The organism is uncultured Wocania sp. (genome assembly GCF_964021735.1).
GTDB lineage: Bacteria > Bacteroidota > Bacteroidia > Flavobacteriales > Flavobacteriaceae > Wocania_A.
Genome location: NZ_CAXIBN010000002.1, coordinates 28,110 through 53,467, shown reverse-complemented (window position 1 = coordinate 53,467; position 25,358 = coordinate 28,110). Strand labels below are relative to the sequence as shown.

Annotated in this window: 17 protein-coding genes; 2 read left to right on the top strand and 15 right to left on the bottom strand. The window is 31.5% G+C overall.

The genetic code is table 11. The annotated features are described in order from the left end of the window. Positions 1–126 precede the first annotated feature (126 nt). Both AADI82_RS00510 and AADI82_RS00505 read right to left on the bottom strand, forming a co-directional pair. On the bottom strand, positions 127–477 hold the full coding sequence (locus AADI82_RS00510) for a hypothetical protein (RefSeq protein WP_341214512.1): 351 nt from the start codon (positions 475–477) through the stop codon (positions 127–129). Between the two features lie 36 nt (positions 478–513). After that, on the bottom strand, positions 514–1,044 hold the full coding sequence (locus tag AADI82_RS00505; RefSeq protein WP_341214511.1) for a GNAT family N-acetyltransferase: 531 nt from the start codon (positions 1,042–1,044) through the stop codon (positions 514–516). Positions 1,045–1,234: 190 nt separating this feature from the next. Here AADI82_RS00505 and ssb point away from each other — a divergent pair, with 190 nt between their 5' ends. Next, positions 1,235–1,567 carry a single-stranded DNA-binding protein gene (ssb, locus tag AADI82_RS00500; protein WP_341214510.1) on the top strand — a complete coding sequence of 111 codons (333 nt, stop codon included), beginning with the start codon at positions 1,235–1,237 and terminating at the stop codon, positions 1,565–1,567. Between the two features lie 48 nt (positions 1,568–1,615). On the opposite strand, the gene nadB is transcribed toward ssb, so the two are convergent. The 3 genes from nadB to AADI82_RS00485 are packed head-to-tail and all read right to left on the bottom strand — an operon-like array spanning position 1,616 to position 5,969. Further along, positions 1,616–3,175 carry an L-aspartate oxidase gene (gene nadB / locus AADI82_RS00495; RefSeq protein ID WP_341214509.1) on the bottom strand — a complete coding sequence of 520 codons (1,560 nt, stop codon included), beginning with the start codon at positions 3,173–3,175 and terminating at the stop codon, positions 1,616–1,618. Between the two features lie 6 nt (positions 3,176–3,181). Next, entirely contained in the window at positions 3,182–4,108 is a 927-nt protein-coding gene (gene nadA, locus AADI82_RS00490; protein ID WP_341214508.1) for a quinolinate synthase NadA, read from the bottom strand. A 55-nt stretch (positions 4,109–4,163) separates the two neighbouring features. Further along, positions 4,164–5,969 carry a hypothetical protein gene (locus tag AADI82_RS00485; protein WP_341214507.1) on the bottom strand — a complete coding sequence of 602 codons (1,806 nt, stop codon included), beginning with the start codon at positions 5,967–5,969 and terminating at the stop codon, positions 4,164–4,166. Between the two features lie 253 nt (positions 5,970–6,222). Between AADI82_RS00485 and AADI82_RS00480 the strand changes: the two genes are divergently transcribed. Next, complete coding sequence (locus AADI82_RS00480; protein WP_341214506.1) at positions 6,223–8,814, top strand: phosphoenolpyruvate carboxylase; 2,592 nt, start codon at positions 6,223–6,225, stop codon at positions 8,812–8,814. A 211-nt stretch (positions 8,815–9,025) separates the two neighbouring features. On the opposite strand, the gene AADI82_RS00475 is transcribed toward AADI82_RS00480, so the two are convergent. The 10 genes from AADI82_RS00475 to AADI82_RS00430 form a co-directional block, all read right to left on the bottom strand. Then, positions 9,026–11,773, bottom strand: coding sequence for an outer membrane beta-barrel protein (locus AADI82_RS00475; RefSeq protein WP_341214505.1), 2,748 nt, complete (start codon positions 11,771–11,773; stop codon positions 9,026–9,028). 149 nt (positions 11,774–11,922) lie between these two features. After that, complete coding sequence (locus AADI82_RS00470) at positions 11,923–12,678, bottom strand: hypothetical protein (RefSeq protein ID WP_341214504.1); 756 nt, start codon at positions 12,676–12,678, stop codon at positions 11,923–11,925. A gap of 27 nt (positions 12,679–12,705) precedes the next feature. Then, complete coding sequence (gene trxB, locus AADI82_RS00465; protein WP_341214503.1) at positions 12,706–13,656, bottom strand: thioredoxin-disulfide reductase; 951 nt, start codon at positions 13,654–13,656, stop codon at positions 12,706–12,708. 11 nt (positions 13,657–13,667) lie between these two features. After that, complete coding sequence (locus AADI82_RS00460) at positions 13,668–15,191, bottom strand: aminotransferase class V-fold PLP-dependent enzyme (RefSeq protein WP_341214502.1); 1,524 nt, start codon at positions 15,189–15,191, stop codon at positions 13,668–13,670. Between the two features lie 121 nt (positions 15,192–15,312). Beyond that, positions 15,313–17,361, bottom strand: a complete 2,049-nt coding sequence (locus tag AADI82_RS00455; protein ID WP_341214501.1) for a cytochrome c biogenesis protein CcdA — start codon at positions 17,359–17,361, stop codon at positions 15,313–15,315. Positions 17,362–17,445: 84 nt separating this feature from the next. Then, positions 17,446–20,256, bottom strand: a complete 2,811-nt coding sequence (locus tag AADI82_RS00450; RefSeq protein ID WP_341214500.1) for an insulinase family protein — start codon at positions 20,254–20,256, stop codon at positions 17,446–17,448. A 108-nt stretch (positions 20,257–20,364) separates the two neighbouring features. Beyond that, complete coding sequence (locus tag AADI82_RS00445) at positions 20,365–20,889, bottom strand: protein-disulfide reductase DsbD domain-containing protein (protein ID WP_341214499.1); 525 nt, start codon at positions 20,887–20,889, stop codon at positions 20,365–20,367. Next, positions 20,879–22,402: a hypothetical protein gene (locus AADI82_RS00440; protein ID WP_341214498.1), complete on the bottom strand. Its 1,524-nt coding sequence runs from the start codon at positions 22,400–22,402 to the stop codon at positions 20,879–20,881. Before AADI82_RS00440 ends, AADI82_RS00445 begins: the two co-directional genes overlap by 11 nt. Positions 22,403–22,630: 228 nt before the next feature. Then, complete coding sequence (locus AADI82_RS00435; RefSeq protein ID WP_341214497.1) at positions 22,631–23,812, bottom strand: TlpA disulfide reductase family protein; 1,182 nt, start codon at positions 23,810–23,812, stop codon at positions 22,631–22,633. A 108-nt stretch (positions 23,813–23,920) separates the two neighbouring features. Beyond that, on the bottom strand, positions 23,921–25,357 hold the full coding sequence (locus tag AADI82_RS00430; protein ID WP_341214496.1) for a RagB/SusD family nutrient uptake outer membrane protein: 1,437 nt from the start codon (positions 25,355–25,357) through the stop codon (positions 23,921–23,923). Between the last annotated feature and the right edge of the window lies 1 nt (position 25,358).

Genomic DNA, 25,358 nt, shown 5'->3' with positions numbered 1-25,358 from the left:
ATACACACAAAACGCGATGATTATAATAACTAGAATAATTATAATGGGCAGCATAGGTAAAATTAAAGATTCATTAAAAGTTAGTTTACACTTAATTAGTGCCTCTGTTTTAAAAAAAGTTACAGTTTAATTTTCCCTTTTCACCAAAGCATAATAATCACCTTCAAGAGGTAAATAACCTTGGTTGTATACAAAATAATAAATAACCCCTGCTTTTGTAGTATATATACTTGTAAAGTAATTAAAATCAAATCCTTTTTCAATAAGTTTTGCTCGCGAGGTCTTTGTTTTTTGATCTGGATTTAGGGCTTCTAAAATTCTATAATTTTTCCGAAGTCTATTATTTGTGTTTCTAATTAAATTTTTGTGGTCTTTATTAATATTATTGTTATAGGCATTTCTACACCCATCACTACAGAATTTTTTATCAATTCTGCCAACAATTTTATCGCCACATTCCAGACATTTCTTTTCCATCAATTCAAATTTATAATATTTCTTAATTAATGCCCATTATGGGCTTTCAATTTTATACCAACGTAAATTTAGTTGCTCTTGTTCAAAATAAAAATCTTCAATATAATGCAATCCAATTTTTAAAAGTGCATGGTGCGACGCTTGATTTCCTATTTCAGTTGTTGCATATAATTCTGATAATTTTAAAACATTAAAAGCATAATTAACTGCAGCTTTACCAGATTCTGTTGCATAGCCTTTTCCCCAGTATTTTGGTAAAAGCCTGTAACCCACATCGTAATATTTGGTAAAACCATTCATGTTATATTCGGTGTTTAATCGTATTCCAGACCAGCCAATAAAATTGCCTGAAGACTTTTCAATAGCTGCAAATCTGCCTATACCGCGTTCTTTATATTGATTGAAAACACTATCTAATATTTTTTGAGATTCTTCAATAGTTTTAACTGGTTTATTTCCTAAATATTTATGTACTTCTGGATTGGAATCTAACTCAAACATCTCATCTAAATCGGTTTGTCTTAATTCCCTTAAGATGAGTCTTTCAGTTTCAATATTGAATTTCATTTTTAATTGAATTTTGTTGTATATAGATGCCAATATAAGGAAAATTTATTCGTTTACAAACGACTACAAATATTTACAAACGATTTTAAATAAGTAATTACCGAATAACTTTTGGAAGCCATCGCATATTTGCCCTGTCGAAATATAAGAACTCGATAGTATTAACTGTTTAACACGTAAATTTAAAATTATGAACACACTTAGAAACAAAGTACAGTTGATTGGTAACTTAGGAAACAATCCAGAAATCATCAATTTAGAATCAGGCAAAATTTTAGCAAAATTTAATATTGCAACTAACGAAAGTTACACCAATAATAAAGGTGAAAAAATTACAGACACGCAATGGCATAATGTAGTTGCTTGGGGAAAAACGGCTCAAATAATTGAAAAATATGTAACTAAAGGTAAAGAAGTTGCTATTGAAGGAAAACTAACATCGCGTAGTTATGATGATAAAGATGGTAACAAACGCTATATAACAGAAGTGGTGTGTAGCGAATTATTAATGCTTGGTAAATAACAACTAAGATATTATTTTTTAAAAGAGGTGTTTTTTATTAGCACCTCTTTATTTTTTTACATTGTTTAAATTAAAATACCCTCCTTTATTTTCTTTTCTATTTAAAGATTGCGTTATAATTAAGTGAGCCACATTAACCATATTTCTTAATTCGCAAAGAGAAGTGGTTATTTTAGATTCTTTATAAAAATCTTCAACCTCATTATAAATTAAATCTAAATGCTTAATGGCTTTGGTTAAACGTTTATTACTTCTAACAATGCCAACATAATCTCGCATTAAAGCTTGCAACTGTTTTAGATTATGCTGAATTGTGATGTGCTCGTCGGGGAAACTGGTACCTTCATCATTCCATTCGGGAATCTCTAAATTTAAAGTTTGGCTTGAATGTTTACTATGATACATAAAAATATTATGAGCATAAACCAATGCTTCTAACAATGAATTTGAAGCCAACCTATTAGCACCATGTAAACCCGTTCTGCTACACTCGCCACAAGCAAACAAATTAGCTAAAGTTGTTTTGCCATTTTTATCAACATTAATACCTCCACATAAGTAATGAGATGCAGGGACTACTGGAATCCAATCTGTTTTTATATTAATATGCTGATCTAAACATTTTTGATAAATATTTGGAAAGTGCAATTTAAACTCTTCGATATCTAAATGTGTACAGTCTAAAAAAACATGGGTGTCTCCAGATTTCTTCAATTCATTATCAATACTTTGAGATACAATATCTCTAGAGGCTAATTCTCCGCGCTCATCGTAATCTAGCATAAATCTGTACCCCTCTTTATTTCTTAAAACAGCACCAAACCCTCTAACAGCTTCGGATATTAAAAAAGAGGAGCCCCCTCCTCTAATATCATACAACGCTGTTGGATGAAACTGCACAAACTCCATGTCGGTAATTTTTGCTTTAGCTCTATAAGCCATTGCAATACCATCGCCTGTAGCAATTACAGGGTTTGTTGTATGTCCATACACACGACCTATTCCTCCCGAAGCTAATAATGTGCTATCTGCTTTTATTTTAAAAATAGTTCCTGCTTTCTGGTTAAAGACATAAGCCCCATAGCATGCATCATGTTTTGGCTTATTCTTTTTTAAATGATGATTTGTAATTAAATCAATGGCAAAATGATAAGGCAATAAAGTAATATTGGGTAATTGATGTACGCGATTTAACAAGGCTCTTTCTATCTCGTATCCTGTAATGTCTTTGTAATGTACCACACGGTATTCGGAGTGCCCTCCTTCTTTCCCTAAATTAAATTCTCCACTAGAATCCTTATCAAAATTCGCTCCCCAATGTAGTAATTCGTTTAATCGTTCGGGACCTTCTTTAATTACCATTTCAACAACAGCCTCATCACAAAGTCCGTCGCCAGCAATTAAAGTATCTTGAATATGCTTTTTAAATGAATCTTTTTCTTCATCTAAAACAATAGCAACACCTCCTTGGGCATATTTAGTATTTGATTCGTCTTCGGTTGCTTTTGTAACAATAACAACTTTTTTATTGGAAAATTTCTCAGCAATCTTAACTGCAAATGTTAAACCCGCAATGCCCGAACCAATAACTAAATAGTTGGTAATCATTCTAAATTATTTTGATAACTCTAACATACGCTCTATAGGCAATAAAGCGCGTTCAATAATAGCTTTATCTACTTCAATTTGCGGCGACTCATTAAGCAAACAATCGTACAATTTTTGAAGCGTATTCATTTTCATAAAGTGGCATTCACTACAAGCACAGGTATTATCTTCTTTGGCAGGAGCTGGCACTAATTCGGTATTAGGCATTTCTTCTTTCATTTTATGTAAAATACCTGCCTCTGTAGCTACAATAAATTTTTGATCTTGGTGTTCTTTTACATAATTAATCATACCAGAAGTAGACCCTATATAGGTTGCCGTATTTAAAATATGCTCTTCGGACTCTGGGTGTGCAATAATTTTATAATCGGGATATTTTTTATGAAGCTCTATTAATTTATCCATTGAAAAAGCTTCGTGCACAATACAACTGCCATCCCAAAGCAACATATCTCTACCTGTTTCTTTAATGATATAAGCTCCTAGATTTTTATCGGGAGCAAAAATAATTGGAGTTTCCTTAGGAATAGATTTTACAATTTTTAATGCGTTTGAAGAGGTACAAACAATATCGCTTAAGGCTTTTATTTCTGCAGAACAATTTACATAGGTAATTACCACATGGTCTGGATGTGCTTCTGTAAACGCCTTAAAAGCATCTGGCGGACAAGAATCTGCCAACGAACAACCTGCATTTAAATCGGGTAAAACTACTGTTTTAGTTGGGCTTAAAATTTTAGCTGTTTCTGCCATAAAATGTACACCAGCAAAAACAATAATATCGGCATCGGTTTCTGCTGCTTTTTGCGACAAGCCTAGACTGTCTCCCACATAGTCTGCTATATCCTGTATTTCTGGAACTTGATAATAATGTGCAAGAATTACTGCATTCTTTTCTTTTTTTAAACGGTTTATTTCTTTTACTAAGTCCATTTAATTCTATTAATTTTCAATATTCTACAAATATCTTAATTAACTTTTATTAAACTTAAACAACTGACAACTTTTTAATTTCTAAATAAATCTCATTTAAAGTTAATTCGCTTTTTTCTAATTCATTTAAAGCGGTTGTTTTAATATCTTCAAATACATCCTTTAAGCTTTTAAATAAATTTTGATAATATAAAACACCTGTTTTCATATTATTAGTAAAAGTTAAAAGATATTTTTCTTCTTTTTTATTAAAAGACACTTTAGCTTCGTCTAATTTCTTTTTTAAGAAATCAATATAAATGTGTAACTCCTTAACAAATAAGTTAGGACGATCGTTTCTGCTTATCATATTAGCTCTTCCATAAATATGATCGGTTATATCTTTTAAACTCATAACTTTAGAATAGTATGCCATATTTGGCCCCGGGCAAATGGAAACACCTTCGCCTTCTACTTTAGTATCTAAGTTATATTTTAATAAAGCAGATGTGCCTAAACCAACACAGGTACAAGATTTTTCGATAATTTTATGATACTGATTTTCATAGGCTTCTTCAGAAAGCTGTTGTTCTTTTAAAGCTTTTATTTTTAAATGTTGATACTCTCTAGATGCTGTACAAATACCCGTTTCCTTAAATTCTTTGTTAAGCGCTACAAACTTTTTTGGGCACGAACTTCCTGGTCTTCCTTTGTCAATTAAAACCTGCTTTTCAGCATCTTTTGTATTATCTTTAAGGTTGTTAAATGGTACTCCTAGAGGCGAAATATCACTTAAATACAAATCTGTTTCTTCTGCTTTTGCTAATTTTATTAAAGTTTTATCATCTACTGTTGTGGCTTCTGGCACTAACAAAAAAGGTGAGCCCCAACCTATGGAATCTAAATTATAATGATCTAACAAAAACTCATGCTCTTCTTCTGTTCCAACACCTCCTTGAGCCGAAATTTGTAATTGCAATGGTGCTTTAGGAACAATTCGTCCTTGATTTTGTAATTCCTGATTTAGTAATTCTTGAATTGATATTTTTAAATCTTCGCGTTTTTCTTTAAACTCAGCTAAAACAGGTCCTAAAAGATAACCATCTGTAGCAAAAGCATGTCCACCACAATTCAATCCAGATTCTATTCTATACTCAGAAACCCATAACCCTTTTTTTGCTAAAAATTTACCTTGTATTAATGCTGACCTATAATCGCTAACTTTTAAAATAATTTTCTTCTTAAACACCCCATTTTCATTAGGGAAAAAATCATTAAATTGAGACATATAGCTATACAATCTAGGATTCATTCCTGCGGAAAGCACTACAGAAGAACTTAATTTACTGTTAGCAAAACCCCTTAAAGCAGCATGGGCATCGTTATATTCTGTGGGTAGTTTTTCGCTATTTTTATAATTGTCCTTATCTACTTTGGTCATTATATTCACATCTATACTGCCCATTGATAAATTGCTAGTTACCCAATTTTTAATGTCTGAAAAATGAAATTCTTTAGACGTTATTTTTTTAAATTCAGCCTTTATTTTAGAACTGTCGGGTAACATATTAATATAGGCTGATAAATCATCACTTTTTTCAGTGGTTAACTGTTTTAATGATTCAAACTTTTTATCTGCTAAATCGCTTATTAAATTTAGATATGAAGTAATTCTTTTTGCTCTAAAATCGTCTATTTTATCTGTAATCTCAATATAAGGTATTTTAAATTTTTCACTGTACATTTTCCTTAATTTCTCGAGTAAAATATCGTCTACTAAAGAAATTACCGAATCCATACCGTACTGTGCCACTTTTAAGGGTGTATCTATTGTAAAACCAATTCCCATTACAGGAATATGAAACGAATGTGCTTTTTTCATACTTGTTTTGTTAAGCGTCAAATATATTCTGTTCAACCAGTATAGAACATGACATATATCATATTCTAAATAATGAATAAATCAAAATCGTCTTTTTAATACCATTAGAAAGATACATGGATCGTGTCTGTTTTTTTTAATTATTCTTAATTAGAATCTATCAAACTATAAAAATTGATAAAACTTACACGCACCTATGCTGTTTCATTTAAGCTTTAGTATTTTTACAGTTAATTTTCATTAGATTGATATTATGTCTGTAGAGCCAAAATTAACACGATTTAAGCAAAACGTATTGTCTAAATACCAAATATACAATAGTATATTTATGACATTACCCTTCGATACAATTACAAAAACAGGAGTGTTGCTACCTTTATTTCATGAAACCTGTAAAAAAGGTTTTGCAAATGAAGACGACCCTACAACCATTGTAGATACTTTTTTCAAAAAATACCAAGCGCGTCGAAACAAACAAAGTCAAATAAATCTATTATTTCGTTTTATACAATATATTGAAAGACAAGTGGTTTTGTTTGATGCTATTGAAGATGCCGCATTCCCTATTGTAAATAATATGGAAGGTATTGGTACTTTAAGAAACCTTAAAGAAACTGCTATTGCAGAAAACAGGCTAGAAGATTTACAAACTTACTTAGAAGAATTTAAAGTTCGTATCGTTTTAACAGCGCATCCTACGCAATTTTACCCGGGTTCGGTTTTAGGAATTATAACCGATTTAACTGAAGCCATAAAAGATAATAATCTTTCTGAAATTAATAATTTATTCGCGCAATTAGGAAAAACACCCTTTTTTAAACGCGAAAAACCAACACCATACGACGAAGCAAAAAGTTTAATATGGTATTTAGAAAATGTGTTTTATACATCGTTTGGAGAAATTTATAATTACATCCAACAAAACATTTACGATGATGGTAAAAAACACAACGAAATTATAAATATTGGCTTTTGGCCTGGTGGAGACCGAGACGGAAACCCATTTGTTAAACCAAAAACTACTATAAAAGTTGCTAATAAATTAAAAAAAGCGATTCTTAAAAAATACTATGGGGATCTTAAAGATTTAAGACGTAAACTTACCTTTAAAGGTGTTGAAGAACGGATTATCAAGTTAGAAACTATCTTATATAATTATAGCATCAATTTAAAAACCAAAAAAACCATTTCTTCAAAAGAACTTATAAAAGAATTATTAAGTATAAGAAACCTTATTGTTAAAGAACACCAATCGTTATACGTTGGTGAAATAAATAATTTAATAAACAGAATTCACCTATTTGGGTATTATTTTGCAACCTTAGATATTAGACAAGATAGTAGAATTCATCATTCTGTATTTACAACAGTAATAGATCATTTAATTGAAAACGGAAGCCAATCTTTTCCAAAAAATTACAATGAATTATCTGAAGCAGAACAAATTAAAATATTATCTGAAGTAAAAAATGAATCTATAAATATTGATGCTTTTGAAGATGAAATGGTAAGTAATACTTTAAAAACTATTGAAGCTATAAAAGACATTCAAACCACCAATGGCGAACAAGGAGCAAATCGATATATTATAAGCAACAACCAAACCGCTTTAAATGTTATGCAACTCTTTGCAATGCTTAAAATAGTAGCTTTTAAAGATAAATTAACTGTTGATGTTGTGCCTCTTTTTGAGACTATTACCGATTTAGAAAATGCGCCAGCGGTTATGGAGCAACTTTATACAAACCCTGTTTATAAGGCGCATTTAAAAAGCAGAGGAAATAAACAAACTATTATGCTTGGGTTTTCAGATGGCACAAAAGATGGTGGTTATTTAATGGCAAATTGGGGTATTTTTAAAGCTAAAGAATTGCTAACCGAAATGTCTAGAAAATATGACATTACAGCTATATTTTTTGATGGTCGAGGTGGTCCACCTGCTAGAGGAGGTGGAAAAACACATCAATTTTACTCATCTTTAGGTTCTACTATTGAAGATAAAGAAGTGCAGCTTACTATACAAGGACAAACCATTAGCTCTAATTTTGGCACGTTAGATTCGTCACAATACAACTTAGAACAACTTATTAGCTCTGGTATTGATAATAGGATTTCTGGAAATCACAATAAATTATCTGATGATGACAGAGTGGTTATGACCGATTTAGCAGAAATCAGCTATAAAACATACAAAGACTTTAAAAGTCATCCCATGTTTATTCCTTATTTAGAGCGTATGAGTACTTTAAAATACTACGCAAAAACAAATATTGGGAGTAGACCATCAAAAAGAGGAACCTCAGATAAGTTAGTGTTTTCAGATTTAAGAGCGATCCCTTTTGTGGGTTCTTGGAGCCAATTAAAACAAAATGTCCCTGGTTTTTTTGGTGTTGGTACGGCCCTTAAAAAGTACGAAGATGCTGGTGATTTCAATAAAGTTGAAGCCCTTTATAACAACTCAAAATTCTTTAAAACGCTATTAGAAAATAGTATGATGTCTTTAACGAAATCATTCTTCGATTTAACAAAATACATGTCTAAAGATGAAGAATTTGGCAATTTCTGGAATATTATTTACGATGAATATATCACAACTAAAAGACTCCTTTTAAAACTTACAGGTTATAAAGCCCTAATGGAGAATGAGCCTTCTGGGAAGGCATCCATTGAAGTTAGAGAATCGATTGTTTTACCATTACTAACCATACAACAATATGCGCTTAAAAAAATTCAAGAACTTGAAAAAGCTGGTGTTGGTGATGATAATGAAGAAAAGAAAATATTTGAAAAAATAGTAACGCGCTCGCTTTTTGGTAATATTAATGCCAGTAGAAACTCTGCATAGATAGTATATGTTTAATCTTTAATACTATTTAAATTTATCAGAAAAATTGTCGAAATTTGTTTTACTTTTAGATATAAAACGCTCATAATTAGCGGAGTATAAAATATTAAAAACAACAGTGTGTTTCAAATTAAGTAGTTTAAATTGTTAATTTAAAAACTAATACCAAACTACTTCTAATAAAAATATATTATAAGTATTGTATATAAAATTAATAAGCAGTAGGTGGGGGTGGGGGTACACCGTGATCACTTTTGGCTTTAGCCGAATTAAACTTCCAACTAAAGCTTAACATAAAATATTGTTGTAAGACAGTGCTTTGCGAATCTTGAATATAATTAGCTGTTGCTATACGACGTGCATTGGTATTTTGCTTAAGTATATCGTTAGCTTTAATAGATATAATACCCTTATCTTTAAAAACAGAATATCCTAAAGTAGCATTCCAAAACCAAGCACTTTTTTGAAAACCATCAGCAATATTTGGGTTATAACTGTAAGACACATTGTTGCTAAATTGAAGTTTTTTATAAAAAGTAGTTTGCGTATGTAAGTTAAATGAATGAAAGGCAAACGCTTCATCATTAAACCCTTGTAAATTGTATGAATTATTGGTAAATGATAAACTATAACTAGGATTAAACATCACTACATCTCTCCAGTAAAAATTTAAGCCTATAGTTGGAAAGATAGTTTTTACCATACTTGAATATTTAACATCATTGTTAAAATTTACATTTCTATTAATGCTCGACCCCATACCTAATTGTAAAGCAAGCGATTTTAAGCTATCTAGCCTAATGCTTTTATGGTAACCAACATGGGCATTAACATTATAATTACCTTTTACATTTTCAAAAGTTGTGGTTCTTATCAAATCATCATCTATAGTAGATTTAGAAATTATTTGGTTGTTTTTAAAATTTGCTGTAATACCTGCATTTATATTAGCTTGTTTTTGTACAATATTATTATTAAAAGAAAGCTTTACTTCATGGTTATTGGTTAATTTTAAATAGGGGTTTCCTATCACCCTATTTAATGGGTTTAAAATATTATCAAAAGCTTGCAACTGTGATGGCTCTGGTGCACTATTAAGTAATATATAACTTATATCCAATCTTGACTGTTTACTAAAGGTATACCTGAATTGATTATAATATTCAAAATTATTAAAATTAAATTTATTATTTAATACTGGTCGTAGTGCATCAGTGCTACTTAAAGTTCTTAAAGTATAAATAGGATCAAAAGAAAAGTATAACTTATCCTTTTGATACTCAAAATGCAAAGTAAGTTTATTACTTTCATCTTTATACTTAAAATTTGTACTTAAATCGGCATCAAGAACTGTATAGCTGTTATTGGTGTCTTTATTAAAAGAACTCAATTTATTCTCGCTTTTATTATTTAAATAATTGTAAACTATATTAAAACCTAAATGCTTGCTAATAGGAATACGACTGTAACCAATACTCATATATGCATTATTTGTTTTTGAATCTCCAACTCTTAATTGGTCTCTAACAATTTCATCAGATATAACAGGATTGGCTGGATCTGAAGGATTTTCATCATAAAATAGTGTGTTAGAATTAAATAAAGTATTAGATGATGAGGTTCCAATATCGTTGTTTAAACGAATCATAATAAAACGCCCTTCTTTTTTTAAGCGTTTTATAAAAGTAAAATTATTACTGAAATTAGTTGTTTTGGTATCTCCAAAGGATGATGCATTCGCTTCATTTGTCAGTACATTATTGTCGTCTCTCGATTTTTCTTTGCTATTATAGATGGCGTTAGAATTACTAACATTGTATGATGGCTTTACCGTTACCAATATATTGTTATCTGTTTCTAATTTAAATTCTGAGTTAACCCGATGGTTGTCATTATAATTTATTGAACTTGAACTGGACTCGGTAAAAAAGCGTGTATCTGGTAATATATATTCTGTATTAGCGGTTGTTTTATTTTCTGAATCGCTACTAGAATAAAAATAATCGCTTGAAACATCGGTAGCTTTTCCATATTTATCTGCATAATTAATCCCCGCATTTTTAGATGTAAGAATACCTTGAGAGCCACCCCTTGCCATTCTACCGACACTTCCAAAACTAAATCCAGGCGAGTTAATATTATTACCTCCTCCTAAAACGCTAATACGTTGTTTGTCATTAAAAACATTAAGCATTCCAGCAAGTTCATAACGTTCATCTGTACCGCCACCAAGAGACAATCTTCCAAAGACACTTCTACTATTTTCCTTTTTAACGGTTAAGTTAATTGTTTTAGCATCTGACTTTGCTTTTTCTCCTGTAAAAGCTTCAATATCTGTTTTTGTATCAGAAATCTGTACCTTTTCAATCATATCTTTATTTAAATTTCGGGTAGCAATTGTGAGGTCGTTACTAAAAAAAGGTTTTCCATTTACCAGTATTTTATTTACCACTTTTCCATTTACTTTTATACCTCCATCAACATCCACTTCAACTCCTGGAAGCACTTTTAATAAATCTTCAACATTGGCATCCATTTTTGTTCTAAACGATTTTACATTAAACTCTATCGTGTCTTTTTTTATGGTTATCGGTGCTCTGGACTTAACAAGCACCTCATTTAAAAGATTATGATTTTCTTCTAAAAAAATAGAGTCTAACAGTATGGGATTTCCTGTAAAGTTGAGTTGTTTCGTAATTGATTTATAGCCTAAATAAGAAATATTTAATATGGCTTGTTTGTTGTGTGCGCTTCCTTCTAAAGTAAACTTCCCAATTTTGTTGCTAATGGTATAGGTTATTAAGCTACTGTCCTTAACCTGTTCTAAATAAACAGTGGCAGACTCAACAGGAGTTTTGGTGTCTTTATCAATTAAAGTTCCTGAAATTTTAAATGGTTTTGATTGTGAAAAAGAAAATAATGAGCTAAATAATACTATAAATAAAAAAGTTAAAGTCAATTTTCGATACTTTCTGAATGAAATCATTTGTTACACTGTCTTGAAATATTGCTCCCTTATTTTTCCATGATTTTTGGAATTGTCATTATAAAAAGATTTTTGCTGATAATGGGGTTTTGTAATTATATGGCCTTTATTCTGGGGCAAATCTAATAATATTCAGCAACAAACAACTTTTCTTGTTGTTTATAGAATTCTTCTTCATCCACTTTATACCATTTCGGATTTGTATTTTCTGTATAGGCGGGAGTAAATACATCTACAAGCTGGGTAAATTCATTAGGCATTACAGAGTGAATATTGCCATCATTTGATGTTAATATACTAACATCTCCAGTTTTTGCTATTTGATTGCTGACTTCCTTTAGAATACAGGATTGTTTAATGATCTTTTGGCCATTGGTAGTAACAGTTCTAGATCCAAGCTCTTCAATTCGGTTGTAATTTCTTAAATGTGCGCTTCCTGAAACGACGTTAATAACTCCCGTCATGTCAGGGTGATCATGATGAGGTATGTACTCTCCTTTTTCAAACTGAAACAAAGATATTTGAAAATCTACTTCATGATGGAGGCTTGATGCTTCAAACCATTTCAGGTTTTTGTTTTCGTAGTTGTCCATTTCTCTTTTTACATTTTCAAATTCAGGAAAATTGCATTGTAGCAAAAGCTGTTTTACTTTCTGGGTATACATTTTTTGATCCCATGGCAACTGGTGTTGAGATTGGGACAATTGGGTAATTTTTTCTAAAAAAGCATCCCAATTAAGCTTTGTATTTGTGCCCAATTTCCCTAAATAGCCATTGGCTTGTTGTGCATACGACGATACTGTTGATAATTGTAAAGCTATCGCAGCAAACCCCAAAGCATTTAATTTGATGAACTCTCTTCTTTTAAAATTACACATGATATATTATACTTTATATTATTTTTTTCATTCTTTTGCAGCCAAGTAACGTTCTGCATCTAAGGCTGCCATACAACCTGTTCCTGCTGCTGTTACGGCTTGCCTGTATACATGATCTGCTGCATCTCCAGACACAAAAACACCTTCTATATTTGTTTTTGAAGTTCCAGGTGTATCATTAATAATGTACCCCGTTTCATCTAAATTTAAAAAGCCCTTAAAAATATCAGTATTTGGTTTGTGCCCAATAGCTACAAAAAATCCTGTGGCTGGGATTTCATGTTTCTCATTTGTTTTATTATTAAATACGCGCACACCAGTAACTACTTGTCCGTCACCTAAAACCTCATCGGTTTCGGTATTGAATAATATTTCAATGTTCTCAGTGTTTTTCACTCTAGCTGCCATAATTTTAGAGGCTCTAAATTCATCACGTCTAACCAACATTGTAACTTTTGTACATAGTTTAGATAAATAATGTGCCTCTTCGCAAGCTGAATCTCCAGCACCAACAATGACTACTTCTTGATTTCTGTAGAAAAATCCATCACAAACCGCGCAAGCCGAAACACCTCCACCAAGTTTTAAATATTTCTGCTCAGATTCTAAACCTAAATATTTGGCTGACGCCCCTGTTGATATAATTACGGTGTCACAATGAATTTCTTTTTCATCATTAACCCATACTTTATGAACATCTCCAGAAAAATCTACTTTAGTAATCCAACCATCGCGCACATCAGTTTCAAACCGCTCCGCTTGTTTTTGTAATTGAATCATCATTTCTGGTCCAGTAACTCCTTCCGGATAACCTGGGAAATTTTCCACTTCATTTGTAGTTGTCAATTGACCCCCTGGCTGTGTCCCTTGATATAAAACTGGTTTCATATTGGCCCTTGCAGCATAAATAGCAGCAGTATAACCTGCTGGTCCAGACCCTATAATTAAGCATTTTACTTTTTCTATTGTATCTGACATTATTTTTTGTATTAAATTTTAAACCAATTTTTAGTAATCTCTTTTTCGATAACTTCATTACCTCTATGAACAAACTCATTCTTAACCGCATCATATTTATAATCATCTCTCCACTCCTTAAATTTTTCAGCAACTTGTTTAACTGAATCACAAATAAAGTTAACCTCTTCATTTGTCATGGTTGGATGTATGGACATGCGTATCCAACCTGGACGCTCTATTAAACAGCCATCGAGTATCTTTTTTTCTATTGATTTTGATGTTGACTCGTTTACATTTAATAAGTAATGCCCATATGTACCAGCACAAGAACAACCTCCACGTGTTTGAACACCGAAGCGGTCATTTAAAAGTTTTACTATTAAATTATAGTGTGCATCATCAATATAAAATGAAAACACGCCTAGTCTTTCGGTATGCTTGGGTGCCAATATTTGTAAATTATCAATTTTAGAAAGTTTTCTAAAAATAATATCATTTAGTTCATGCTCTCTATCTAAAATGTTTTGTACACCCATTTTTTCTTTAAGCTGGATAGACATCGCTATTTTAATAGCCTGTAAAAAACCTGGTGTACCACCGTCTTCTCTGGTTTCAATATCATCAATATAATCGTGATCTCCCCAAGGATTCGTGTAACTTACAGTACCTCCTCCTGGATTATCTGGTATTAAATTTTTATAAAGTTTTTTGTTAAAAATTAAAACTCCTGAAGATCCTGGACCTCCTAAAAACTTATGAGGTGAAAATGTAATAGCATCTAAATATTCATCCTCATTTTCTGGATGCATATTGATGTTTACATAGGGGGCAGAACACGCAAAATCTACAAAACACAAACCATTGTTTTGGTGCATCACACTTGCAACGTCATGGTAATTTGTTCTGATACCTGTAACATTAGAACACCCAGTAATAGCGGCTATTTTTATCGGACAATCTTTATACTCTTTTATTAATTCTTGTAACTCATTAATACAGGGTAAACCTGCTTCATTTGAAGGAATTACTTTTACCTTAGCTATAGTTTCTAACCAAGATGTTTGGTTGGAATGATGTTCCATATGAGACACAAAAATAATGGGTCTCTTTTCTTCTGGAACTGTGGTATAATCTTTTAAGCTTTCATTCACCTTTAATCCAAGTATCCTTTGAAACTTATTAATAGCTCCTGTCATGCCAGTACCAACCGTAATCAAAACATCTTCTTTAGAAGCATTTACATGGTTTTTAATAATGTTTCTGGCATCGTGATAAGCCAAAGTCATGGTAGACCCCGTAATAGATGTTTCTGTATGCGTATTGGCTACATAAGGCCCTATATCATTTAATAATTTTTCTTCAATGGGCCTGTACAGTCTTCCGCTTGCTGTCCAGTCGGCATAAATTATTTTTTTTCTACCATAGGGCGATTCAAATTCTTGGTTTACACCAATAATACTTTCTCTAAATGGCTTAAAATATTCTTCAAGATTAGAACCTTTTTTTGGACTTGAACCCAACACTTTTTTCATCCCTTTGGTTAATGCATTCATAATCTATAAATTTTAACAAAGAATCACCTTGGCTCAATCAAAGACCAAAGTGACCCTTTTCACTAAAACAAATTTTTATTTTATTCTTGATTTTACAGTCTAATGCTTTTATTTTTTAAATTTAATTTGATGTTTTTTTAAAGACCTCTAAACCACATTCTAGAAATTGTATATATTCATCTTCATTGGGTGTATAACCTACTGGCTGATTCAAAATCTGCGTTGCATCCGAATTTAACAATACATAGTAAGGTTGCGAATTAGTTTGAAAAAACTGAGTTTGAAAGTTTGCCCATTTATGTGCATATGTTTCAAGTTTTCTTGTACCTCCATTTATACGATTAACTTCAACTTGTTGGTCTTCAGGCAAAACTTTTTTATCATCAACATATAAAGAAATCAACACATAATCATTTCTTAAATAATTATCAATTTTTTTTAGAGGCCATACATGTTCTTCCATCTTTCTGCAATTTACACAAGCATACCCCGTAAAGTCTAACATTATAGGCTTATTGACCTTTTTTGCATAGGCAATACCTGTTTGTAAATCTTTAAAACATTCTAAATTATTAGGACAATCATTCGGATATATAAAACTATAACCAACAGGAGGAGCTAATCCACTAAGTAATGTAAGAGGTGTAAAAGTTTTGGTGTCTTTATTAACTCTAAACCCTGAAACCAAATAAATGGTAAATGCAGCTACCAAGATGCCTCCTGATATTCTTGAAAATGACAACTTTTTGATAGGTGAATCATGTGGGAACTTTATTTTTCCAAATAAATACAGTGCTAACCCTCCAAAAATTACAATCCAAATAATTAGAAATGGTTCTATCTTTAAAATACCCCAATGTTTTACTAAATCGGCATTTGATAAAAATTTAAAGGCCAATGCTAATTCTAAAAAGCCTAAAATAACTTTAGTTGTATTTAACCAACCTCCAGATTTTGGTAATGCATTCATCATGTTTGGAAACATTGCAAATAATGCAAATGGTAATCCAAGCGACACACCAAATCCGGCCATACCCGCAGTTAGCTGCCATGCGCCACCATCTGCTGTTAATGAACCTGCTAATAAAGAACCTAAAATTGGACCTGTGCATGAAAAAGAAACAATAGCCAATGTTAATGCCATAAAAAATATACCGATAAGGCCTCCTGAACTTTCTCCTTGAGTAGTCTTATTAGTCCAACTAGATGGTAATGTTAATTCATAATATCCAAAAAAAGAAAAAGCAAAGAATAAAAATATAGCAAAGAATATTACATTAAGCCATACATTAGTTGATATTTCATTTAAAATATCAGGATTTACTGAATCTAACAAATGAAAAGGAACACTTAATAATATATAAACCGCGAAAATAAAAAACCCATAAAGTAAAGCTTTAGAAATCCCTGAACCTTTACTTTGTCCACTTTTCTTAGTAAAAAAACTTACTGTTAATGGAATCATAGGAAACACACATGGCGTTAAAAGTGCCAATAACCCACCTAAGAATCCTAAGCCAAAAATACTCCATAGAGATTTACCTGTCTTTTTTATTTCAGAAGCATTACTTGTAACTTCGTTTTCGCATTTAATACTTGATTTGCTTAAGTCTTCAGTTGACATACCGTAAAGCAAATTGTTTACCATTTTATTATTTACAATAGGGGTTGTTGTATTGTTGGAAGTATCAACGTTTGATTCTTCTGTATTGTCTACACCCAGACTATTAAGATTAAAAACTAAATCTACTTCGGTTGGCGGCAAACATCTTTCATCATCACAAACCATAAACTCAACTGTTCCACTTACTTTATTAGTGTTTTCAGGTACTTTTACATGCTGAACAAAAGTAGCATGATTTTCGAAAAATTTAATTTTCATTCCAAAAACTGGATCATCTACTGTATGCCCTTCTTCTTCTATGGTTTTGCCAATAAATTCTAAGGAATTATTATCATTAATAAATATAAAAGTTGTTGGAATTGGTCCGCCTTCAGGGACACTTTGAGAGTATAAGTGCCAACCTGTTTCAATACTTGCTTTTGAAATTAATTTATATTCTGTATCAGATACCTTCTCAACCGAAGTTGCCCATTTTACTGGCTCAAATATTTGAGCATTTGAAATTGTAAAACACAATAAGGTGAATAAAAAAATAATTTTTTTCATGAATTCTACTTTTTAATCATTATTTAAATATTGTCTTAACAGTTGTCTGAAAATTATTTAGAACACTGTATAATGCAGTAAAAATTAAAGTTTAGTATTCTTTTCTGGCTTGAAGATGACTTCGAATGATTTATGATTCTCTAAAAGCTTGATAGTTATATCTTGTATATCTTGAATTGTTATATTTTGAATTATATTTTCAAAATTTTCAGGAGCATTTTCATTATATCCATCAATAATCCAAGTTCTTAGAGCAGATATTTCATAATTATTGGAACTTTTACTTTCTTCTTTTTCCTTTAAAAAGTTTGTGAGTACCTTGTCTAAATCTTTCTGTTGCACATTACCTTTTTTTATAGTTTCTATTTCTTTATAAACTATATCAATTAATTTCTCAGCTAAATCAGGATTGCAATCAAAACTTATTGAAAGGTAAGCTTCTGGGGTTGGTTTTTTATACAACATCCCATAACTACTGGCTCCATATGTACCTCCCTCTTGTTCTCTTAAAGACTCTGTATATCGTAATTGTAAAATATTACCTAAAGCCCTCATTAATAAAGAATTTTTAATAGTGTACGGCATATCATTTTTGATTCCTATTTTAACAGATGTTTTAGCATCTTCCATAGGTAAGTAAATATCTTTATCTACATCATTATTTAACCATTCTACAGAATTATCTTTCCATTCTTCTTTTTTATTATTTGTAGGTATACTAGCTACATATCTTTCTAACAGAGGCTTTAAATTATCTTCTTGCACATCTCCAACTATGAAATATTGAAAATCTGCTGCATTGGCAAACCTAGATTTATAAATATCCTCTATTTTTTTAAAACTAATATCTGCAACATATTGTTTATTAAATAAACGTCTTTTAGGGTTGTTTTTACCATATAGTGTTACGGTTAAACTATCGCTCATTTTAGACCTTAAATCAGAACTTTTTCTAATCAAATTATTTTCTACATTTTGTAAATAAACATTATATGCAGTTTCATCAAAACGAGGTTTTGTAAAGCGTAAGTGTAATATTTGCAACATTGTTTCTACATCTTTTGTATTAGAACGTCCCGAGATAGATTCAGACAGACTCCCTAAACTAAAATTTAAACTTGCTGTTTTTCCTGTTAACACTTTAGAAAGTTCTATACTTGAAAATTCATGTAATCCAGATTGACCCACAACCTGACTCATTGAATTAGCAGAAGGCAAGTCCTTAATATTCACTAAAGACAATCCGCCATCGCTATGACCCCCAAGTACAACACTATTTTTATTTTTATCAACAAATTGGTAGTGTATTTTAATACCATTACTTAATGTGTATGTTGTAAAGCCTAATTCCTCATTTTTTTCAGTTTTAGTGATTTTTCCTGGTGTAATATTAATACCAGAAATTAACGATTTAGTCTCATCTTCCTCTTGGTAAGGTTTAAGTGTGGCATCATTCTCTACTTCATTTAAAATTTGAATTGCTTGAGATTCTGTTAAGTTGTTTTTTCCTTCAACACCAGTAACTACAATACTTCTATTATTCTTTTTATATAGTTTTTGTATCTGTTTTAGTAAACCTTTTTGGTCTATTTGGTTAAATATATCTTTTGCAAGTTCATATTCTTTTGGCAAATCTGTTAGATGATTATTATCTAAATAATTAACCTGCATACTACTAATAATTTCACCATGTTTTCTATCGTCTAACCTGGCAATTTGATTTTCATAATAATTTTTAGATTGAATAATTGCCCTATTAATTTCTGCTTTAGTAAACCCAAACTTTACAGCTCTATTAATTTCAGACATTGTATGCTTAAAGGCCTCTTGTTGCCTTCCTTCTTTTGGCATAATTCCTACACTAAAAGTATTATGTGCTCTTGACAAACCTCTATAGGTAATATATGCGCCAATAAATGGTGCGTCTGGTTGTTGCGATATTTCGTTAAATCGCTCAGCTAAAATATTGGTAATGGTATTATTTAATAAACTTTCCATTAAATAATTAACTGTGTTTTTTACTAAAGGCTTATCATGACGAATACTAAACTGTATCCCTGCTGTAGAAACTTCACTATCCATAGCAATAGTATATGCCAATGACTCGTTATCCTTAATTTTAACTATATAACGTTCTGGACCATCCTTAACCGCAGGAATGGAAGCGAATTTTTCTATAATTTTAGCTTCCATCTCATCTACATTAAAATCTCCAACAATAGCAATGGCTTGTAAGTCTGTTCTATACCAATCGTGATAAAAATCTCTTAATGCTTTGTAATCGAAGTTTTCAACGATATCCATTTTACCTATTGGTAAGCGCTCTGCATATTTTGAGTTTCCGTATGTTGTTGCAACTGACTGCTGAAAAATACGCATTCTTCCATTTTGTCTAGTACGCCATTCTTCTTTTATAACACCACGCTCTGCATCAATTTCTTCTTCTGTTAACAATAAATAGTTAGACCAGTCGTGAAGTATTTGTAAACCCGTTTCAATAAGTTTTGGTGTTGTTGGCACATTATTTATATTATATACCGTTTCATCAAAAGAAGTATATGCATTTATATCTTTACCAAAAACAATACCTTCTTTTTGAAGCGTTTCTAAAATACCTTTTCCTGGAAAATGTTTTGTTCCATTAAAAGCCATGTGCTCTAAAAAATGAGCTAATCCTTGCTGGTTTTCATTTTCTAAAATTGATCCTACATTTTGGATAATATAATAGGAAGCTACATTTTTTGTTACATCGGTACTGTGTAAATAGTAAGTCAAGCCATTTGGTAAAACACCCTTTTTAATACTTGTGTCAATTGGCAAACTACTGTCTAAGTTTTGAGCACTTATGAAATTAATAAAAAGGATGAAGCTTAATAAGGTGATTGTGTTTTTCATTTTATATATGTATAATAATTTTGTTAATGACGATCTTATAGACTTTTACCCTTACTAATAAAATGTTAAATTGATAAAGTAAGATTATACTAGATTTAACAAAAAAAATTAAAGGTGTTTTTTTAATTTTAAGTTTTTTTGTTTTTCTTCAGGAGGGTAGCATTTGTTAAGGTCGCAAGTTTGATAATAAATACCACAGGTTAAAATATCGTGGTTAAGACTATTAACTTTACAATATTGGATAAATACAAGTTCACCGTGGTAAATGTATACACCATCATTATAAGGCTCATCCAATGGTTTAATCCAGTCTCCTATTTTGCTGATGCCATCGGGTAAATTTAGCTGTAATTCAGAAGTAATATATGGCTGGGATTTTGGAACATAAGAATAAATATGCCAACCATGTAATAAATTTACTTTCATAATAACTGCAAGTTGGGTTTTATCCTGAGACCATACTATGGTAGCATTTAATGATAAAGGATCTAAATCATGGCAATCTATGGCTTTGAGTTTTGTGGCAGTAACTGCGACCTTCTGTTTTAACTCTGATGATATTACAGGATTTTGAGACCAGCCAAACTGCAAAATCAATAATATTGAGAGTAATATTAAGCCCTTAATTCTCATTGTTTGGTAAAGTATTTACAAGCCATTTATAGCCTCCTGCTTCAGTAAAGAATAAATTGCTTTTATTATTTTTATACCAATTTCTCCATTCATTGGCCGATTCAAAATTTACATTGGTATATCGTTTTAAAATTTTATTGGCCAATTCTGTGTTTTCATCTTTTTCTAGCATATTGATGCAGGTCGTCAATAATTCCAGCTGTCTATTGGAAACTCCTAGAGATTTTACATCCTCATCAACTATAAGTCCGTAGTACCCCTTGTCCTTTTCATAACTTAAATACTCCATATTCTCATCCAAATAAGTAATGTAAGCGTTGGCATTTGTTCCAAATTCTTCAAAAAAACCGCCCATATATCTTTTTACATAATCTTCCCAAGGCATATCCGGCTGCCTTGGTCTGCTTGGTCTATCTGCCATTTCCGCTTCTTCTTCGGTTAGCTTTTCGCCTCTTTCTCTTTTTTGTATGGCATCCATTCTTCCTTTTTCACTTTCATCATGCCACTTCCTAATCAATTCCAAATAACCCTGATAGCCTTCATCTGTTAGACCATATTTTATTTGATCGATGTATTGTCTTGTAAATATTATATCCTCCGTTTTTTTGGCAATTATTTTATGCCCTTTAAACTGTTTCATGTAGTAGATGGCATTGGCAAACACTTTTTTACTTTCTTCTGTCATATAGTCTGGAGAAGCACTAAAGCCCCAAAGCAAAAAGTTACCATGTCTTCCAATGGCTACGGCATTAATGTCTTTGGTACAAACACCACTGGATATAAATTCAGTTTCGGGAGAATCCAAAAAGCCATCAAAAGAAGATACTTGCCCAATTCTATAGCCTTTGCCTTCTAAATACCCTTCAGTCTGTACCCGCCACATGGGCATATTTTCTGGAAGATTTCTTCCTGAGGCATAATGGAAGGCGGTACTGGGTGTTGGCTTATCTTCCATAGTTAAGGAAACGTCCAGAGGGCCTTTAAAAATAGGGTGTTTAGAGTTTATGCTATGGGCGTGGGCGTCCAAACACAAACAATACCAATCTAATTTAGAGCCTAAGGGAGAAGTCATTTTGGGTGCTGCATGTCCTATAAAAATGGCGGCATGGTCAAAATCGTCTTCAATGTATTTTGGAGAGACATAACCTATCCTTTGTCCATTTTCGTCTGTTAATTCTTTATATTCTGAAATGGGGTTAGGTATATGATCAAAAATAGTTACATCGTAATCAGCAGAGAGTATAGAAGTATAATCTCTGGCATCAACACCTTTAACCGTATTAAAGTGTGTATTAAAGTAATCCATAAACGCAGGATATCTGTGTTTATATTCTTCCTTAAAGCGTTCGGTTGATAAGGAGCCTGTTGTTAAGACGCCTAATGATTCAGGCATTGGCTTTTCGGGATGAAAACCAACATACAGTACTTTTAAATCTAGCTTTTGTTGTGCTACACTTATCAAGGAAAGAAACATAGCGGCTAATAAAATACTTTTAAAGAATAGTGTTCTCATTATAAGATTGTTTTGATGAATAAAATAAGGTTGTTGAAAAAACAACCTTATTTTTTTGTTAAAGTGATTAAAATAGAACCTAAATCTCTTTATTGATAAGTGACTAACTCTAAATAACTAAATATACGTTCCTATGATATAAAGACGGGCTTGTTATTAATTTCCCCTATAAAACAAATGTTAAATTTTAAATTATTTTATAAAGTCCCAATAAGCCAGAAATGTCAATTACTTTAAAAGCTCCTCGAGTAGCGTAAAAGCTTCTTCACCAGACCCTACAAACTTTTTTACTATTTTACCTTCTGGATCTATTATAAATTTAGTTGGAAATGCATTAACGTTATAGCGAAGCACAAAATTATCAACTTCACTATCTCTTACATCCATAACTTGTTGCCAATTGTATCCGTTTTTGTTAACAAAATCTATTATTCTTTGTTTTTTATCCCCAGAATTTACACCTAAAATTTCTAAACGGTCGTTATATTTTTCATAAAATGCTTTAACTGTTGGCATTTCAGAAACACAAGGCCCACACCAAATACCCCAAAAGTCAATCATTACATATTTACCTCTATAAGAAGCTAAATCGAATGTATTACCATCTAGAGTCGATGTTGTTTTAATTGCTGGAGCAGTAGCTCCTTCTTTTGTGCTGTTAATGGCACTAACACGATAGGATATATCTTTATAATAAGCTATATCTGTCAAAGTACTATCAAGGTTGTTAAAGGTCTCAATGGCAATTTCGTTATCTATTTGGCTTCGCATCATCATATCACTTAAGTAATATAACGCTGTAATTGAAGATGGGTTATTTGTAACAAATTTATTTTTAAGTTCATTAACAATATTACCCACAGAATCTGCTTTTTTATTTAATACTTTTTGGATGTCTTCATTTTCTTCAAATGAGGATTTAACCATATAATTTACGCTTTCGTTCATTAAAGGGTAAATCTTTTTATGAAAGTCTCCTAGTTCATTATTAACGCTATCACTATTTTCGGGATATGCATCCATAAAATCAGAAACCTTGCCGCTTACTTTTATGTTTGCTCCTGGGTATAAAATAGCACTTAAATAACCCGATTTAGCTGGATAGTAGCCTCTAGGTGTTCCCTTAATTAATTCTTTCATTCTTGTGTAGAAAGTCACAAAATGATAACCTTCAATTGAGTCGGTTAATTTAAAGGCACCCTCTGTCACAACAATTGAATCATTTCTATAACCCAAAGCATCATAATTTTTGTTTGGCATCCTGTAATATAGGGTGTTGTTCGCTAAACCTTCAATATTACCTTCTATAGTAAAGGTTTTAGGTGTAATAACTTCCTTTGCTTTATTTTGGCAAGAAGTAAAGAAAACCAAAAGAACAATAAGGGCTATATTTTCTACTGCTTTATTCATCGAGTCTTTGTATTAAATTTGTATTAAACTATTATATTTTATTGTTATAAAAAGGGGTCCATATACTAAGTATTTTATGAACCCTTTTTTATAACTATATATTAGGTTTTAGTATCTATTTTGCTCTGTGGCTCCATCACTTAAAATCAAAATTTCATCACCTATTGGTCTAGCATACTTTCTGTCGTCTGGCTGAATAGATACACTTTCTCCATTTGCAGATCTTGTTAAAATAATAGGGTCTGTTAAAGGGTCATTATTTAATCGTTTTATATCCATAAATCGATACTCAAAAGGATCTTCTCGTCTTCTTTCATCAATAATTATCTCAACTGCTTCTTTAGCAGAACCTGGAATTGGTAGTGCTACATAATCCTCTGGATGAAATCTATTAGAACGCACCATTTCAACATCTGCCATAGCACCAGCAATATCATTATTACGTGCTTTAGATTCTGCTCGAGTTAAATACATTTCTGGCACTCCTGGACCTGCAGGATTATACCCAACATAAGAGTTCATGTAATAGTACCACGTATCAGTAGTTGCTCCATAACGACTAAACCATCCTTCAATGTAGAAAAGGTTTCTTATATCATCCTCATCATATAAATCCAATAATTCTTGACTAGGGCTAGTGTTCCAGCTCCCATTAGTATAGTTAATGTAATAATATTTATCTACATAGAAGTCTGCAATTGAAGTCCCTCCAAAAGGAGCTTGTTGAGCCACATTAGGATAAACAAAATCGCCGTACCAAAACGTAAAACCTAATTCATAAACTTCTGTAGCATAATTAATCATTTGGCTATTTCCAGCTAAAGCAGCATTTGCATGTTCCATAGCTTTTTCATAGTTACCAAGGTATAGGTGTATACGAGCAGCTAATGCGTTAATAGTTGCCTTGTTAATACGATAAATAGATCGTTTCGTATCTGAAGGGTATTTTAAAGCAGCTTCTAATTCTTCCAAAATGAAATCAAAGGTTTCCTGCAATGTAGCTCGAGATTGATTTTCTGTTAAAGAAGATGTTTTTCTCAATACCATGCCTAACTCGTTAGCATTAGCTTCACTTGGATAAAGGTTATATATAATTGCCATTTCAAAATAAAGATAGGCACGATAAAAATGACTTTCTGCTATTAGTATATCTTTTAAATCAGGATTGTCGCTATCAATAAGTTCTCCGCTATTAATATAGTCTGACACTAAATTTGCTCTTAAAATATAGTTATAAAAACTACTCCAAGTTCGGTCACTATCTCGATCAATTTGTGTTTGAAACAAATATTGATTTATTTGATCTTGGCGAAATGTTGATGACTCGTCCAATATACTTTGAGGCATACTACTATTGTCTGTGCACCAGTAACCTACCTGATTGTCTATTGTTGGCATGCCAAAGCTATTAAAAAGCTTGTCAAGATCTTCTACTCTTGTAATTTCTATATTACTATTTACTTCAGGTTCTTTATCTAAAAACTCATCATTTGAAGAACATCCTGAAAATATGATTGCTAAAACAATTAAATATATATTTTTCATA

Excerpts from the sequence above, each read along its gene's own strand:
- AADI82_RS00510 (WP_341214512.1), bottom strand. The coding sequence starts at position 477 with ATGGAAAAGAAATGTCTGGAATGTGGCGATAAAATTGTTGGCAGAATT.
- AADI82_RS00505 (WP_341214511.1), bottom strand. The coding sequence starts at position 1,044 with ATGAAATTCAATATTGAAACTGAAAGACTCATCTTAAGGGAATTAAGA.
- ssb (WP_341214510.1), top strand. The coding sequence starts at position 1,235 with ATGAACACACTTAGAAACAAAGTACAGTTGATTGGTAACTTAGGAAAC.
- nadB (WP_341214509.1), bottom strand. The coding sequence starts at position 3,175 with ATGATTACCAACTATTTAGTTATTGGTTCGGGCATTGCGGGTTTAACA.
- nadA (WP_341214508.1), bottom strand. The coding sequence starts at position 4,108 with ATGGACTTAGTAAAAGAAATAAACCGTTTAAAAAAAGAAAAGAATGCA.
- AADI82_RS00485 (WP_341214507.1), bottom strand. The coding sequence starts at position 5,969 with ATGAAAAAAGCACATTCGTTTCATATTCCTGTAATGGGAATTGGTTTT.
- AADI82_RS00480 (WP_341214506.1), top strand. The coding sequence starts at position 6,223 with ATGTCTGTAGAGCCAAAATTAACACGATTTAAGCAAAACGTATTGTCT.
- AADI82_RS00470 (WP_341214504.1), bottom strand. The coding sequence starts at position 12,678 with ATGTGTAATTTTAAAAGAAGAGAGTTCATCAAATTAAATGCTTTGGGG.
- trxB (WP_341214503.1), bottom strand. The coding sequence starts at position 13,656 with ATGTCAGATACAATAGAAAAAGTAAAATGCTTAATTATAGGGTCTGGA.
- AADI82_RS00460 (WP_341214502.1), bottom strand. The coding sequence starts at position 15,191 with ATGAATGCATTAACCAAAGGGATGAAAAAAGTGTTGGGTTCAAGTCCA.
- AADI82_RS00455 (WP_341214501.1), bottom strand. The coding sequence starts at position 17,361 with ATGAAAAAAATTATTTTTTTATTCACCTTATTGTGTTTTACAATTTCA.
- AADI82_RS00450 (WP_341214500.1), bottom strand. The coding sequence starts at position 20,256 with ATGAAAAACACAATCACCTTATTAAGCTTCATCCTTTTTATTAATTTC.
- AADI82_RS00445 (WP_341214499.1), bottom strand. The coding sequence starts at position 20,889 with ATGAGAATTAAGGGCTTAATATTACTCTCAATATTATTGATTTTGCAG.
- AADI82_RS00440 (WP_341214498.1), bottom strand. The coding sequence starts at position 22,402 with ATGAGAACACTATTCTTTAAAAGTATTTTATTAGCCGCTATGTTTCTT.
- AADI82_RS00435 (WP_341214497.1), bottom strand. The coding sequence starts at position 23,812 with ATGAATAAAGCAGTAGAAAATATAGCCCTTATTGTTCTTTTGGTTTTC.
- AADI82_RS00430 (WP_341214496.1), bottom strand. The coding sequence starts at position 25,357 with ATGAAAAATATATATTTAATTGTTTTAGCAATCATATTTTCAGGATGT.